Source organism: Gordoniibacillus kamchatkensis (assembly GCF_000829455.1).
Classification (GTDB): domain Bacteria; phylum Bacillota; class Bacilli; order Paenibacillales; family NBRC-103111; genus Gordoniibacillus; species Gordoniibacillus kamchatkensis.
The window spans coordinates 104,015-119,002 of sequence record NZ_JXAK01000013.1; the positions used below are offsets into that span (position 1 = coordinate 104,015).

Genomic DNA, 14,988 nt, shown 5'->3' on the forward strand with positions numbered 1-14,988 from the left:
ATACGGCCTTTGTTGCGTTCCCGCCCGAAAAAAGGTACAAAAGGGATAGGGAATGTTCCGACATCAACCGTCAGGCGAGAGGAGTTAAGGACGATGAATGCCGAGCATGTGAAAAAACTGTTGATCAAAGGGCCGCAGCGCGTGCTGATCATGAACGCACCTGGCGAATACGCGGCCGACTTGGAGGCGCTGCCGGCCGGCTCAGCGGTTACGGTCTGGGACCCGGCCGCAGGACCTTTTCCGGTGGAGGCGGGGGAATTCGACTTCGTGCAGCTGTTCGTGCGCAGCGCCAGCGAGCTGGGGAGCTATGCCCCGGCGGCGATACGCGCCGTGCGCAGGGACGGGCTGCTGTGGATCGCCTACCCGAAAAAGAGCGGCAAAATCAAAACCGACATCAGCCGCGATGCCGGCTGGGAAGCGGTGCACGGCGCCGGGTGGACCGGGGTGTCGCTCATCTCTCTCGACGATACGTGGTCGTGCATGCGGGCGCGCCCGGTCGATGCCATCCCGACGCTGCAGCGACGGTTTGAGCAAGTGACGGACGACGGCAAAGTGGTTCGTACGGCTGACGGAGCGGGAACGGGCGGGGCAAAGCAGGACAAGCCGCGCGTCGTCGAAGTGCCGGACGATTTCCAAGCGGCTCTAAGCCGCAGCCCGGCGGCGAAGGCGCTTTTCGACTCGATCGCTTACACGCACAAAAAAGAGTACGTCACCTGGATTACCGAAGCCAAAAAGGCGGAAACGCGCGAAAACCGCATCGCCAAAGCAATTGAGATGCTGGAAAGCGGCAAGAAAAGCCGCATGCAGAAGTGAGCCGGCCCGGGCATACCGATGCTGTGAAGGTAATGGCATGTAAAAAAATGCTGCACCACCCGAATCGGGGGTGCAGCATTTTTTATCGGAGACTTACTTCGCCACCGTCTTGTTGTAGCTGTTGATCTTGTCGGTGACCGCCTTGGCGGCGTCGTCAAGCGCTTGCTGCGGCTGCTTCTTGCCGTTCAGCGCCTCTTCGACGGCGCCCTCGACGATTTGGCGCGCTTCCGGGAACACGCCCATCACGGCGCCTTGCGTCGCTTTGTTCAGCTTGGTCGCATGCAGCTGGTCGACAGCCGTTTTGAACTGCGGGTATTTCGCCATGTTGTCCTTCACGCTTTGCTGGTCGTAAGCCGCTTTCGTGATCGGGAAGTAGCCGGTGTTGATGTGCCAATACGCCTGCGTTTCCGGCTTCGCCAGGAACTTCATGAACTCCCACGCGCCTTTTTGCTCGGCTTCAGGCTTATTGCTCAAAATCCAGTTGCTGGCGCCGCCGACGACTACGCCGCCGTCCTTCGCGCCTTCAGGCTTCGGCAAGAAGCCGTTGCCGACCTGGAATTTGCCGTTTGCCCCGTCGACGATGCCGCGCAGCGAAGCGGTGGAATCAAGCGTCATGGCGATTTGGCCGGCGAGGAACGCTTTCTTCGTATCGTCCGTTTTGCGGCCGAGATTCATGGCGGCTTTGCTGTCCACGAGATCTTTCCACCAAGTCAGCGTCTTGACGCCGGCGTCGGTGTTCAGCAGCGACTTCGTCGCCGGGGATGTGCGGCCGTTGCCGTTATCGAGGTATTCCGCGCCCTGATTCGCGAAAAACTGCTCCATAAACCAGCCGTAAATGGCCAGCGAAGCGCCGGCGCCGGGCTTGTCCTTCGACAGCGCGGCGGCGGCTTTTTTCATGTCTTCGTACGTTTGCGGCGGCTTTTCCGGATCGAGGCCGGCGGCTTTGAACATGTCTTTGTTGTAATACAGGATCGGATTGGACGTGTTGAAAGGCATCGAGTACAGCTTGCCGTCGAACGTATAATAGCCGAGAATGTTTTCTTCCAGCTGCGATACATCGTACTTGTCTTGGTCGATGAATTTCTGCACCGGCGTAATCGCCTTGGAATCGATCATGAAGCGGGAGCCGATTTCGTACACCTGGATCATCGACGGGCCGGACTTGGAGTCCATCGACGCTTTCATTTTGTTCAGGCTTTCGTCGTACGTGCCTTGAAAAACGGCTTCGACCTGAACGTCGCTGTGCGAAGCGTTGAAGTCGGCCACGAGCTTGTCGACGGCTTTGCCGAGCTCCCCGCCCATGGAATGCCACCAGATGACTTTGACCGGCTGCTTCTTGTCTGCCGGAGCGGCGGGGGCTGCGGCCGGCTGATCTTTGCCTGTGGCTGCGCCCGCGTTCGCCGGCTGCGCGCCGGTATTGCCGCATGCGGCGGTCAGCATGAGCGAGCTGACGGCCAATGCCGCCGTTAAGCCGTGGAGCTTCGAAAGTTTCATGGTTTCAGTTTCTCTCCCTTTTCAAAATGGTGAAATATTGTGAACCGCCCGGATGGACGGACGTCACCGCATAATGCGCCAATAATGGCTGTCAGCCCTTGACCGCTCCGGCGGTAATGCCGCGCACGAGCTGCTTCAGGCCGAGAACGAGCAGCAGCAGCGACGGTAAAAGCACGACGGCCACTCCGGACAGGACCAGGTTCCAGTCCGTATTTTCCTGAAATTGGAGCATGCTGATGCCGATCTGTACCGTGCGCATCGTATCGCTGCTCGTAATGAGCAGCGGCCACAAGTACATATTCCACGACTGCAGGAACACGTACACGGCAAGCGTCGCCAGCGCCGGGCGGCTGAGCGGCACAACGATGTTCAGGAAGTGGCGGATATGGCCGCAGCCGTCGATTCGCGCCGCTTCGAACAGCTCGCGCGGCAGCTGCAGAAAAAACTGGCGCAGCAGGAAGACGCCGAAAGCCGAAGCGAGGAACGGAACGGTCAATCCCTGATACGAGTCGAGCCATCCCCACTGCTTCACCGTAAGGTAGTTCGGGATGATCGTCACTTCCCACGGGATCATCATCGTGGACAGAAACAAGGCGAACCAGAACGGCTTGAACGGGAAACGCATATAAGCGAACGCGTACGAACCCATCGCTCCGGTCAGCACTTGTCCCGCCGTAATGATGACGGCGATCAGGAAGCTGTTCGCGATAAAGCGTTCAATCGGGATGAGCTTCAGAACGGCCGTCACGTTACCGAGGTACAGGCTCGTCGGGAACAGCTGAGGCGGGAATTTGCTTGCTTCCGCCGGCGTCAGAAACACGGACAGCAGCGTATATAGGAGCGGGTAGGCGATCAAAGCGGCGAGCACGGCCAGCAAGGCGTACGCTATGGCGGCATGGAACGCGCGGGATGCTGTCATTGATAGTGCACCTTCTTTTCCAGTACGGTAAATTGAATGACGGTGAGGATCAGGATGATGGCGAACAGCACGAGCGCCATCGCGCTGCCGGTGCCGAACTGGTAATTCATGAACGCTTCCTTGTAGATCGAGTAGACGAACACTTCGGTCGAGCCGGCCGGTCCGCCCTTGGTCAAAATGTGAATTTGGCCGAACGATTGAAAAGCGCCGATGACGGAGACGATAACAAGGAAAAAGACGGTCGGCGACAGCAGCGGCACGATGATGCGCACGAACGTGCGGAACGGCCCGGAGCCGTCGATTTTGGCGCTGTCGTAGATGTCCTGGGAAATTCCTTGCAGGCCGCTCAGCAGCACGATGAAGTTGAAGCCGGAGTGCATCCATACGGTCATCGCCGCCACCGAGAGCAGTGCATAGGTCGGATCCGTAAGCCACTGAACGGGCGATAGGCCGGCTGCGGCAAGAAAATAATTGAACATGCCGAGCGTCGGGTGAAACAGCATCATCCAGATGACGGAGGCGGTGCTGACAGAGATCGCCAGCGGCAAGGAGAAGACGAATCGGAACAACCGCATGAAACGCAGACTGGAGTAAGTCAAGGAGGCGGCAATCAGGCCAAGCGCGATGCCGGCAGGCACCGTCAACAAGGTGAACAGGGCGGTTACTTTCAGGCTGTTCCAGAACGCTGTCGAGCCCAGCAAATTCTTATAGTTGCTCAAGCCGACGAACTCGGCGACGCGGCCGCGCGGATCGGTCAGGTGCAAGCTCAAATAAACGGATTTCAGCAGCGGGTAAAACAAGAAAATGCCGAAGATGAGGAGCGAGGGTGCCAAAAACAAATAGGCCAGCGCATGTTCTTTCCGGCGCGCGCCGGCGGCGGACTCAAGCTTTGCGGCAGCCTTCAGCTGGGCGGATTTGGCTTGCTGCGGCGCTACAAAAGGCATTTCCTGTTCCAACATTTCCACACTCGTCGCTTCCTTTCCAAACTTGAGGTTCATCGTGATTTGGCAAAAATGACATATGTTTTCCACTTGCTAGTGTACAAGTGCATTGTTTGAGGCGCGTCAATTCGGCGTTAAGGTTTTGTGAACCGAAGCTGCCGCCGCATGCAAAAAGACTCCGTCCCCTCGAATTGGGGTGACAGAGTCTTCGTTTTGTTGATGCAGCGCGGTACATTCGCTAACCGTGCGTCGCCTTCCGCTTTGCTCAAAGCATCAAAGCGTCTCGGGATGAAAAGGGCGGCCAGCGGGCTTTAACGCCGGCTGCTTGCGCTAGTCCAGCGTTGTGGACTCGCGGTTTACCTCGAAGTCCGATATGTCCGCGTAACTCTCGCCCATGCTGCGGTAGCTTGTCGGCACTTCGACGGCGCCGGAATCGGGCTGCGCGCCGGCTTGCACGCCGGTGTCGGGGCCGGAGAGCTGCTCCCAGCTCGCCGTTTGGCCGCTAAGCTTGTCTTGAAGCGATCGGCTGTCGGATATGGACATGCCGCTAATCCCTCCTTTGCTCGTTTCTACGATTCCCTTCGGCCTGCAACGTATGCGCCGTTATCGATAAAACATGGCGGTTCCGCGCATAGTAGAAGGAGGAATGCAATGAGAAGGAGGCTATATGAATGACAGCAGATCAGCAGGCTGACCGCGGCGAGCAGGAGCCGACGATCGCTCCGGGCATGAATACGCACGATGCTTTGGAGGAAAAAGCTACAGAACAAGACATCGAGCAGGGCGAATACACGGAAGTAACCCGCCTGTTCCTTGACCGGACGCCGGAGGATTGAAAGTAGCAGACGGTGCGGAAGGAGGTGGAACCGGATGGACGACGTACGGTCAAACGCACAGCCGGGTGCGGCCGATACTGCGGAGCGGGATGTGACGAAAGCGGCATCTGCGGACAGTATCAGCGCAGCAACGGATGAGAAGCTGGACGACATTTACACGTACTCCAGCGTAGGCATCAACGACGTGAAGGAAGATGCAACCGGCGAAAACGTGCGCGCCGACATCGGCGGCATCAGCGCAGGGGATATGCAAGCGCAGCGGAAAGAACGCAAAGGCGGCAAATAAGCGGCTCGCGGCATGTGGAGCAGTTCGCCGCTGACGCTTTCCTTTGGGGCGTGCCCATATACCGGCGTTAAGCCGGCTGTGCGATGCCCGGACATTGCCCGCCGTTTACTCCTCCAGCTCAACGTCTAGCAGCGGAACCTGCCTACGTAAACGCAAAAGCATATACTCTTCCGATGAAATGAAAAAGAGGCGATCCCGCGGCCATCACTGATGACCTCGGAGATCGCCTCTTCCAATTGCAGCCTGTACCGGAAGATGGCCTAAGCCGTTGCCGTTTGCAGGTACGGCCCAGCCGCACCCGGTGTACGAGCATCAGTCGCCGAAAACGGGCATCCGTCCGGTGTACGTCGACTGCGGCCGGAAAATGCGGTTGATGCCCGCTTGCTCCAGCATGTGCGCTGTCCAGCCGACGGTGCGCGCCGCGGTAAACGTCGGCGTAAATAGCTCGGTCGGGAGCTTGATCGCCATCATGACGGCTGCGGCGAAAAATTCCACGTTCGTGTACAGCCTGCGTCCGGGTTTATATTCGGCCAGCAGCCGAATCGCGGTCTCTTCAACGTGGAGTGCGAGCTCGAACGACGGATCGCCGCCGGTCAGCCGTTCCGTCACGATGCGCAGCGCTTCGGCGCGAGGGTCTTTCGTTTTGTAAATGCGATGGCCGAAGCCCATCAGTCTGCCGCCGTTCTCCAGCACGTTCCTCATCCACGCCTCGGCGCGGTCTTTCGTACCGATCTCCTCGAGCATGGCAATGACTTCCGACGGCGCCCCGCCGTGCAGCGGGCCCTTCATAGTGCCGATCGCCGCGCTGACGGCAGCGAACAGATCCGACTGTGTCGACAGCGTCACGCGCCCCGAGAATGTCGAGGCGTTCATGCCGTGCTCCATGCCGAGGATAAGGTAGGCGGTGAGCGCCTTGGCGTGGTCGGGATTCGGCCTTTCGCCGGTCAGCATGTACAAATAGTTCGCTGCGTGGTCCAGCTCCGGGTCGGGGTCAATCGGCGCCAGTCCTTGCAGGCTGCGGTGGCGGTAAGCGATGATCGCAATCAGCAGCGCCGTCAACCGCTCCGCTTGCGAAACCTTCGGCGGCCACACCGCTTCTTCCTCTGTGGCGAGCGAGGCGACAACCGCCTGCAGCACGCCCATCATGGGCAGCGTCTTCGGCAGCGCATCGAGCAGCAGCCGCACCTGTTCGGGCAGCTTGCGGCTTTCCCGCAGCCGCGTCTGAAGCGCAGCCAGCTCCCGCCCGTCCGGGAGCGAGCCGTACCAAAGCAGATGCGCCGCTTCCTCAAAGCTGTAGTTCACCGCCAAATCTTTCGCCCAGTATCCCCTATAAATCAAATGACCGCGTTCGCCGTCGACAAGCCCGATGTCCGTCTCGGCGGCGACGACGCCTTCCAGTCCTGTTACTTTTGCCATTCCGGTCGCTCCCTTCTGATTTAACCGCTATATGATGAGCATACTCGGAATTCACGATATTGTAAATTTATTGTTTTCTATTTGAGTGAAAATTAATATTTATCAATCTACAGCTGCGTCGACTGTCCCGGTTCAAGCACGATGCCCCGAATGCCGCGTTCGTTCAAAGCGGCGGCAAACTGCTCCGCATTTTGGCGAATGACCGGGAACGTGTTGTAATGAAGCGGCACGACGGCTTTCGCTTGGACCCATTCGGCGGCGGTCAAGGCGTCGTCCGGGCCCATCGTATAATTGTCGCCGATCGGCAGGAAAGCGAGATCGACGGCCCCTTTCGCGGCGATCAGCTTCATGTCGGAGAACAGGCAAGTATCGCCCGCATGGTATATCCGTTTGCCCTCCAGCGTCAGCACGAATCCGGCCGGCATGCCCCCGTACACGATCGTCTTCGTCTCCTCGTTCACGATGCCGGAACTATGGAAGCCGGGTACCATTTGTACGGTGCCGAAGTCGAAGCGGAACGAGCCGCCGAGATTCATTTCATGCGTTTTCGCCCCTTGCCAGCGCATATACTGCGCGAGCTCGAACGTGGCGACGACCGTCGCGCCGGTGCGGACCGCTATCGATGCGGCATCCGCAATATGGTCGCCATGGGCGTGAGTCAGCAACACGTAATCCGCCTCCAGATCGTCCGCCTTGGCGCCGGCGAGGGGATTGCCGGACAGGAACGGGTCGATTAGCAGCCTGGTGCCGCCGGTCGTAATCCGTACGCAGGAATGGCCGAGAAACTGAACGTTCATCAGTGAACTCCTCCTTCGATAATGAGATCATCCGCCAACAATACCAGTATAATGCAACGGCAGCCAAAAGAAAAAAGAGCCGCGGGCGTCACTCCGACCGTCCCTTCAGCTCCAGCAGCAGCTTCTTCACTTCGCGCAGCTCGCCTTCGATGCGGTGCAAATGATTTTGCATATCGTCGATTTCCTGCTCGGCTTTGTAATTGATGGCGAAATCGATGATCGACTCGTTTTTGTCCCGCGCCGCCTGCCGGTTTTGGCTCATCATAATGACCGGGGCCTGGAAGGCGGCCAGCAATGAAAGCATCAAATTCAGCAAAATGAACGGCGCCGGATCGAAATGCGGCATGAACGGCAGTACGTTCCATACGATCCAGGCGACAAGCAGTACGGCAAACACGACGATGAAGGGCCAGCTGCCGCCGAAAGCAACCATCCGGTCGGCGATGCGGTCGGCCCACGTCGTCGTGCGCACGTACTCGCTGTTCAAATGCTGGAGAATCGTTTCCTCGTAATCGTTGACGAGCCGGTCGATGCGCCCGGCGCTGCTCTCGTCGAGCTCGATGTCGAAGCCCTCGATGTCGGACGCTTCGGGGAAGGCGCCGCCGCGCAGCAATTCGTCGTCCGGTTGACTCATGGCCTCATACTCCCGTTATTTCGATTGGATGATGTTAGGATGCCGCGCCGCGCAATATTTAAGCAGAGCCAGCGTCCGCTGCGTTTTATAAGGCATGAATCTTGAGGATGAAAATATTTATACAATAGACGGCGCACTCATCTCCAAATCTCCTCCTCCTTTTTCAAGCTGAAATCCAAGTACGGCGAGGCGGAGTGGAACATACCGGCGCGGGAGAAAGGGCGGTCGGCGATGGACTTCGATAAGCTGCGTCAATGGTTTGAGATGGCGCAAAAGTTTCACGGCAAAATTTTGGACCGGCGTGTTCGATCAAGATTTTACGAAACAGTTCATGAACGAGTTCTCCGATATGGGACAAACCGATGTACAGGCGTTGTACCCGCGCGTGGACATCATCAGGGGAAATAGCGAATTCATCGTTCTCATCGATATTCCCGGCGTGCGCAAGGAGGACGTGCAGTTGTCTGTAACGAGCGATTTTCTCTATGTGAAAGGCACAGCCCGGCACTATTACCAGGAACTGCAAATCATCCAGTCGGAACGGTTCAGCGGCTCGTTCGAGCGGGCGATCCGGCTGCCGGAACAGGCATCGCCCGGGAAAATATCGGCCAAGTTCGAGAGCGGACTGCTGGAGGTGCGAATCGGCCGGCAGACGAGGCCGCAAACCGTCGTGCAGATTGACTGAAATTTTATGTCGGAATCGAAGTGGGAATGCCTATGGCACATTTGCGTAGCGGCATCGCCGCCTGTCTTAGGCGGCTTGCGCAGCGGCTAGGGGGGCGCGGCCGCGAAATGGACGAGCTGCGGCGCCGGCTCGCCGAGCTGGAGCGGCGGCTGCGCACGGAGGATAGCGGCTGCCGGGAGGCGCCGATCGTGATCGAGCAAATTCGCATCGACAAAGTGGTGGTCGAGAAGATCGAACATCACAACAATTTCGGGGCACTCGGCGTCAAGGAGCTGAGCGGGAAGCTGAATATCGGGGCCAACTATATGATTCGCAAGGACGACTTGCCGGAGGAAGCCAAGGAAGGGCTGCAGTCGCTGGATGCGTTAAAGGATGAGACCGCCGGGCAGACGGAAGGAGAAGAAGAGCGCAGCGGAAAAAATGCGCCGCAGAGCGAACCGAAGGTGCATATCCGTGCGCGCCGCTGAGCCGCCGACGCAGGACATGCCCCCGACAATAGGCCGGGCTCCCACCGCGTCCGGAGGGCACGAACCCATACGGGTCCTCGCTCCGCTACATACACTGGTACACAACGGAGGTGTGTGCCATGAAACGAATTGCGGTATCGAGCAAATCCCCGGTCCGCAGGCCGGCCTTCCGGCATCCCGGAAACTATTTCGTCCCGATCGCAGAGCGGGCGAAGCGCAGCGTCATCTCGATCCGGGCCAAGCTGAGATCGCCCAAGCCGCGGCGCCTTAACGCTTTTTGGCCATCGCTGTCGTGGCCGTTCGACGAGGAAGAGGATTCGGCAACGGAGAGCGTCGGCACCGGATTTATTATTCACCGTGACGGCTATATTTTGACAAGCGAGCATGTGGTGCATGATGCCGAATCGATTCAGGTCAAACTGCACAGCGGCAGTAAATATCCGGCCCAGCTCGTCTGGTCGGACCCGACGCGCGACATCGCCGTCCTGCGCATCCATGCCGGCAAGGCGCTGCGCCCGCTGCCGTTAGGCTCGTCTGCGGCGACGAAGGTCGGCGAGATGGTCATCTCGGTCGGCAACCCGCTTGGGCTCGAGCACACGATTACGACCGGAGTCGTCAGCGCCAAAAACAGGCAAATGAGCAGCATCAGAAACAAGAAAGTGTATGAAGACATTTTGCAGACCGATTGCGCCATCAACCCAGGCAACAGCGGCGGTCCCGTCATTAATTTGAACGGGCAAGCGATTGGCATGAACGCCTTCGTCGTCAAAGATAACCAAGGTTTGGGCTTCGCGATCGGCATCGACAGCATCAAGAGCCGGATCGGCCGCTTTTTGACTTCCTAGGCGTTAAGCTGGAGGAGTAACGGCGAGCAACGTGCTAGGCGTCACACGGCCAGCTTAACGCCAAGGCGTTAAGCTGGAGGAGTAACGGCGAGCAGCGTGCCGGGCGTCACACGGTCAGCTTACGCCTAGAGCGGCACCCGATCCGTTTTTTTTTTGGAGCATTTGCCCTGGGCAGGGCGTTCGTCCATTCCGCATCGGGACGATTGCCATACGATACAATACAGATCCCGATTACGGAAAGGACATGGCGTATGGAATATTTGGAAATGTTGGCCCGCCTCGGTGTAGGCAGCGCCCATCCCGGCGGCTTCGCCGCTACGGTAGCCCAGCTGCGCGAGCATCCGATCGCGCCCGGGTGCCGGATTTTGGAAGTAGGCTGCGGCACTGGCCGCACGTCGTGCTATTTGGCCAAGCTTGGATATGAGGTGACGGCGCTCGATCTGCGCGAGGATATGCTTGCGAAGGCGCGGCGGCGGGCGAGCGGCGAGGAAGTGCGGGTCACCTTCCTCCAAGGCAACGTCGAAGAGCTGCCGCTGCCCGACGAACAGTACGATGTCGTGATGGCGGAGTCGGTAACGATATTCGCCGACGTGAGCAAAGCGCTGCGCGAGTATGCCCGCGTCCTGCGGCCGGGCGGCAAGCTGTATGACCGTGAAATTTTAGCGGCTCGCAAGCTGACCTCCACAGCGGCTCAGGCCATTTGCGATTTTTACGGTGTGAAGAGGATGTATGCCGAGAAGGAATGGCTGGAGCTGCTCGGCGCGGCGGGCTTCAGCGAGGCGAAGGTGTGGCAGCCGTCCAAGTTTCCGGAGAGCGCCTGGGAGGACATCGTGCACTATCCCGATCTCTTCCAGGAAACCGACGCCGACGCCTACGAGAACGAAGCCGTCTGGGAAACGGCCAAAAAGTACGACGAGCTCATGTTTGCTTACCATGAATTTTTCGGGTTCGGACTTATGATCGGCAGCAAATAATCGGCGGTGTTTTGGGGCACGGTATCTAGGTGTTAAGCTGGTATGCAGGGCGTCAAACGGCCAGCTTAACGCCAAGGCGTTAAGCTGGAGGAGTAACTGCGGGCAATACGCGGGGCGTCACACGGCCAGCTTAACGCCTAGATGGAAAATTAAGGCCGACAGGAGTGTCCCTATGATCGCGACGACACAGGAACTGTATGCGTGGTTTGAGCAGCATACCGGGCAAACGCTGACTATCGACAAGGAAGAAGGGGGCGACCGCGACCGCGTTCGGCTGAAGCTTGAGCGGATCGAGCGCACGGAGAGCGGGGAGCAGGCCGACGACTACTTGGTGCGGCGCTCGTTTCGCCTCATCGGCGCAGGCACGATTCATAATCCGGGCGGGGAGCCGGTAGAACTCCCCAGTGGACAGTACGAAATCGCGCTGGACGGACTTGTCTCTCATACCGAGAGCGCCGGCGCCATTACGATCAAGACGACGCGCGCCGCTTACCGGATTCAGGCGTAGCGGCGGGCAGGCGTGAGCAGCGAACAAGCCGGTTGAAGCTCGCCGGCCCCCGGCTGGGGGCCGGCCTTTGCCATGTACGGGGAGCGGTGCGTATGACGACGGTCATATGACCCGCTTCACTGGCACATGCTCGACTTTATTCTGTACACTGGTTTCGCAGGCTGGCGTTATCGCAGCCGAATTTCAGCCGTACAGAAAGGATGAACAGGCTTCATGACTTCGACCGCAGCAAGCGAGGGGCGGGAACAGCCGAGCTTGCGGGACTTTTTCGCAAGCCGCTTCGTGCAGGCCATATTGCTTTCCGGCTTGTTTTTGCAAATCGGCATTTGGGTGCGCAACTTCGCCATATTGTTTTATGTAACGGATTTAACGGGCAACGATCCTAATGCCGTATCGCTCATTTCCGTTGCGGAATTTCTCCCTATCTTTTTGTTTTCGTTTATCGGCGGCACGTTCGCCGACCGGTGGCGGCCGAAACGGACGATGGTCTGGTGCGACCTGCTGAGCGCCGTTTCGGTGCTTCTCGTTTTGCTGACGCTGCTTTTCGGCACTTGGAAGGCCGTCTTTTTCGCGACGCTCGTCTCCTCGATTTTGTCGCAATTTTCCCAGCCTTCGGGGATGAGGCTGTTCAAGCAGCACGTGCACGAATCGCAGCTGCAGCTCGGCATGTCGGTGTACCAGACGATGATGGCTGTTTTTATGATTTTGGGGCCGAGTCTTGGCACGCTCGTTTACTACAATTTAGGGATCGACTGGGCTATGGGCATTATGTGCGGCTGCTTCGTGCTGTCGGCCGTAACGCTCATGTTCCTGCCGCCGGATCGTGCGGAGGACCGCCGCGAACAGACCCATATCGCGCGAGAGATGGCGTTAGGCTTCAAGTACGTGCTTAGCCGTCGCCTGTTGACGATGCTTGGCGTCAACTTCGCGGTCGCAGGCCTGGCTATCGGGCTCATTATGCCGATGAGCATTTTTCTGGTGACCGAGCATCTCGGTTTGGACAAAAGCCATTTGCAATGGTTTACCGGCATTAACGGCGCGGCGATGATCGTCGGCGGGGGGCTGGCGATGGCTTTCTCCAAAAAAGCTTCACCGCAATCGATGCTTGCCGCCGGCATGGCGGTCAGCGTCGTCGCGATCGCCGCGATCGGCACGACGTCCTCGGTCGCCGTCGCGCTCGTTGCCCAATTCATTTCGGGGCTCGTCATGCCGGCAATTCAGATCGCCATCAATACGCTTATTTTGCAAAATACCGAAGACGCCTTCGTCGGCCGCGTCAACGGCATTCTCAACCCGCTCTTTATGGGGGCGATGGTGCTGACGATGAGCGTTGCCGGCTTGCTGAAGGACGCCTTCTCTCTTTCCGCGATATACTTGGTATCATCCGGCTTGTTCGTGCTTGGCGTGCTCGTTATGCTGCCTATGCTTCGTGTAAAAAAGTAGTAGACTCCGAACGTTTGTTCTGATACAATGAGAACAGAAGGAACGAATGGAGAAACGGTGGTGATTCTGCATGAGCGGTGGTACAGCTTTGTGGATCTCACAACAAGAACGGGTCGACATTTTGGAGGTTATCGGAAGCGCCAATTTGAAATATGCGGAACCGGTGTACCGGGTCAGGCGTAAGGACGGCACGGTCGCGACGGTCGGGCGCAAAGATATCGTGCTTGCCGAGGAAGAGCTGCTGATCGAGGAGCTTGCCGACATTTTGCGGAGGTTCCCGAATCCCGCGCGGCATGAGCGATACGGCTTCATTATGCTGTCGCTGATGCGTAAAGGAGTGCCGTTCCGGCAAAAGCTGGAGGCGCGGCTTCCGGCCAAGTACGGACAGCAGACGATGGTACTTTCGGAAGTCGGATAAGGATAAAAAAGGCTCTACCCGCAGCAGGGTTAGCGGGTAGAGCCTTTTTGCACGATTGAACGCAATGGGCGTGTCAGTTGGCGTGCACGGGCATATTTGTTGCTGATGTGGGGCTTTGTGGCTGCATGCCTGGCCGCAGTGCGTCTGACAGTTTTCGTACACAAGTTGTATGGCGTCGCTTGTCGGCGTTTTACAGGTTGGCGGGCAGCTCGATTTGCACTTCGCGCTTCAGCTCGGCCGAGCGGAGAATTCCGTCGATGACTGCCTGGTTGCGGACGATTTGCGATGCCGGGATCGGCGCGCCGCGGCCTTCGCGGATGGCGTCGACGAAATCGCGCACCTTCTCGAAGAATCGGTTCACGTTGTGCTCCTTGAGAGGGATCGGGCTTTCGGTATGGTGGCCGCGAATGTCGTGGTACAGCGTCATCGAGCCGATGCCGCCGTCCCATACGCCGCTCCAAGGGCCTTTGCCGGCGGGCGTCACTTTGAGGCCGGCGTCGGTGCCGAGGAACATCGTTGCGCCGAGCGTATCCATGTGCATTGCCCAGGAAATTTTGAAATTGAGCACGATGCCGTTATCGAATCGGACGAGGGCGACGCCGAAATCTTCGACTTCGAACTTGCTCGCTTCAGGATGATAGAGCGGGTTCGTGCCAAAATGATTCGAAGCGTACGCGGATACGGTAACCGGCTTCGGATAGCCGAGTGCGTTCATCGCCAGGTCGAGCGAATAGCAGCCGATATCGGCCAAAGCACCGGCGCCGGCGAGCTCTTTGCGGATGAAGGTCCCGCCCGGCATACCGCGGCGGCGTCCGCCTCCCGTCTCGACGTAGTAAACGTTGCCGAGCTGGCCGGATTGGACGATGTCTTTCAAAATATGCATGTTCGGGTCATAGCGAGGCTGGAAGCCGACAGTCAGCATGCGGCCGGTTCGGGCCGACGTCTCTGTCATCTCCACCGCCTCCTGAAGCGTGACGGAAAGCGGCTTTTCGACGAGCACGTGCTTGCCGGCTTCGAGCGCATCGATGCTGGTGCGGTAATGGGTGACGTTCGGCGTGCAGATGCTGACACCGTCCAAATCGAGGGCGAGCAGCTCCCGATGGTCGTCGAACGCGCGGGCGTCTTGCAGGCCAAGGCTCTGCACGAATTCCGCCGCTTTGCCGGGGATGACGTCGGCAGCGCCGACGACCTCAACATGCTCGAGCTGTTTGTATGCGTTCGCATGGGCTCTGGCGATGCCGCCTGTGCCGATAATGCCGATACGGATTTTGCTGTTGGCCAAAAGGGAACACGCTCCTTTTATTGCAAATCTAACATTCGGGATCAGTATTGCAAGTCGAGCATAGCATAGTCGTCCGGCAGTGCCTATGGCGTGATTGCGACAAGTTGCCGGAAACAATGTCGCGAAATTGCACGGATTTTGCTGTTGGCCAAAAGGGAACACGCTCCTTTTATTGCAAATCTAACATTCGGGATCAGTATTGCAAGTCGAGCATAGCATAGTCGTCCGGC

The 14,988-nt window shown here is 58.3% G+C and carries 18 protein-coding genes; 10 read left to right on the plus strand and 8 right to left on the minus strand.

Features of this window, described 5'->3' with window-relative positions; translation table 11 throughout:
* Positions 1-93: 93 nt before the first annotated feature.
* On the plus strand, positions 94-813 hold the full coding sequence (locus SD70_RS33095; RefSeq protein WP_052487223.1) for a YdeI/OmpD-associated family protein: 720 nt from the start codon (positions 94-96) through the stop codon (positions 811-813).
* A 93-nt stretch (positions 814-906) separates the two neighbouring features.
* Here SD70_RS33095 and SD70_RS09755 read toward each other — a convergent pair whose 3' ends face one another.
* The 4 genes from SD70_RS09755 to SD70_RS09770 all read right to left on the minus strand — a co-directional run bounded on the left by SD70_RS09755 (position 907) and on the right by SD70_RS09770 (position 4,710).
* A complete protein-coding gene (locus SD70_RS09755) occupies positions 907-2,307 on the minus strand; it encodes an ABC transporter substrate-binding protein (RefSeq protein WP_041047372.1) in 1,401 nt (466 codons plus the stop codon).
* A gap of 91 nt (positions 2,308-2,398) precedes the next feature.
* Positions 2,399-3,226: a carbohydrate ABC transporter permease gene (locus SD70_RS09760; RefSeq protein WP_041047373.1), complete on the minus strand. Its 828-nt coding sequence runs from the start codon at positions 3,224-3,226 to the stop codon at positions 2,399-2,401.
* Complete coding sequence (locus SD70_RS09765) at positions 3,223-4,185, minus strand: carbohydrate ABC transporter permease (RefSeq protein WP_052487229.1); 963 nt, start codon at positions 4,183-4,185, stop codon at positions 3,223-3,225. Before SD70_RS09765 ends, SD70_RS09760 begins: the two co-directional genes overlap by 4 nt.
* Positions 4,186-4,497: 312 nt before the next feature.
* Positions 4,498-4,710 (minus strand): hypothetical protein, encoded by a 213-nt coding sequence (locus tag SD70_RS09770; protein ID WP_041047374.1) that lies wholly within the window; start codon positions 4,708-4,710, stop codon positions 4,498-4,500.
* Between the two features lie 128 nt (positions 4,711-4,838).
* On the opposite strand from SD70_RS09770, the gene SD70_RS36825 reads away from it, so the two are divergent.
* Positions 4,839-5,003, plus strand: a complete 165-nt coding sequence (locus SD70_RS36825) for a hypothetical protein (protein ID WP_197080973.1) — start codon at positions 4,839-4,841, stop codon at positions 5,001-5,003.
* Between the two features lie 34 nt (positions 5,004-5,037).
* Complete coding sequence (locus tag SD70_RS09775; protein WP_041047375.1) at positions 5,038-5,289, plus strand: hypothetical protein; 252 nt, start codon at positions 5,038-5,040, stop codon at positions 5,287-5,289.
* A 312-nt stretch (positions 5,290-5,601) separates the two neighbouring features.
* Here the strand turns inward: SD70_RS09775 and SD70_RS09780 are convergent, their stop codons facing one another.
* The 3 genes from SD70_RS09780 to SD70_RS09790 form a co-directional block, all read right to left on the minus strand.
* A complete protein-coding gene (locus SD70_RS09780; protein ID WP_041047376.1) occupies positions 5,602-6,705 on the minus strand; it encodes a citrate synthase/methylcitrate synthase in 1,104 nt (367 codons plus the stop codon).
* 107 nt (positions 6,706-6,812) lie between these two features.
* The gene (locus SD70_RS09785) at positions 6,813-7,502 is read right to left on the minus strand and encodes a metal-dependent hydrolase (RefSeq protein WP_041047377.1); all 690 of its coding nucleotides are present in this window, start codon (positions 7,500-7,502) and stop codon (positions 6,813-6,815) included.
* 88 nt (positions 7,503-7,590) lie between these two features.
* The gene (locus tag SD70_RS09790) at positions 7,591-8,136 is read right to left on the minus strand and encodes a DUF1003 domain-containing protein (protein ID WP_052487224.1); all 546 of its coding nucleotides are present in this window, start codon (positions 8,134-8,136) and stop codon (positions 7,591-7,593) included.
* A 259-nt stretch (positions 8,137-8,395) separates the two neighbouring features.
* On the opposite strand from SD70_RS09790, the gene SD70_RS09795 reads away from it, so the two are divergent.
* The 7 genes from SD70_RS09795 (at position 8,396) to SD70_RS09825 (ending at position 13,476) form a co-directional block, all read left to right on the plus strand.
* Entirely contained in the window at positions 8,396-8,821 is a 426-nt protein-coding gene (locus tag SD70_RS09795; protein WP_041047378.1) for an Hsp20/alpha crystallin family protein, read from the plus strand.
* A 32-nt stretch (positions 8,822-8,853) separates the two neighbouring features.
* Positions 8,854-9,288 (plus strand): hypothetical protein, encoded by a 435-nt coding sequence (locus SD70_RS09800; protein ID WP_156157950.1) that lies wholly within the window; start codon positions 8,854-8,856, stop codon positions 9,286-9,288.
* Between the two features lie 119 nt (positions 9,289-9,407).
* Positions 9,408-10,133 (plus strand): S1C family serine protease, encoded by a 726-nt coding sequence (locus tag SD70_RS09805; RefSeq protein ID WP_041047379.1) that lies wholly within the window; start codon positions 9,408-9,410, stop codon positions 10,131-10,133.
* A gap of 251 nt (positions 10,134-10,384) precedes the next feature.
* The gene (locus SD70_RS09810; protein ID WP_041047380.1) at positions 10,385-11,107 is read left to right on the plus strand and encodes a class I SAM-dependent methyltransferase; all 723 of its coding nucleotides are present in this window, start codon (positions 10,385-10,387) and stop codon (positions 11,105-11,107) included.
* A 172-nt stretch (positions 11,108-11,279) separates the two neighbouring features.
* Positions 11,280-11,615: a hypothetical protein gene (locus SD70_RS09815; protein ID WP_041047381.1), complete on the plus strand. Its 336-nt coding sequence runs from the start codon at positions 11,280-11,282 to the stop codon at positions 11,613-11,615.
* A gap of 213 nt (positions 11,616-11,828) precedes the next feature.
* Positions 11,829-13,058, plus strand: coding sequence for an MFS transporter (locus tag SD70_RS09820; RefSeq protein ID WP_041047382.1), 1,230 nt, complete (start codon positions 11,829-11,831; stop codon positions 13,056-13,058).
* Positions 13,059-13,146: 88 nt separating this feature from the next.
* The gene (locus tag SD70_RS09825; protein ID WP_041047383.1) at positions 13,147-13,476 is read left to right on the plus strand and encodes a hypothetical protein; all 330 of its coding nucleotides are present in this window, start codon (positions 13,147-13,149) and stop codon (positions 13,474-13,476) included.
* A 190-nt stretch (positions 13,477-13,666) separates the two neighbouring features.
* On the opposite strand, the gene SD70_RS09830 is transcribed toward SD70_RS09825, so the two are convergent.
* Positions 13,667-14,758 (minus strand): Gfo/Idh/MocA family protein, encoded by a 1,092-nt coding sequence (locus tag SD70_RS09830; protein ID WP_197080974.1) that lies wholly within the window; start codon positions 14,756-14,758, stop codon positions 13,667-13,669.
* Positions 14,759-14,988 lie beyond the last annotated feature (230 nt).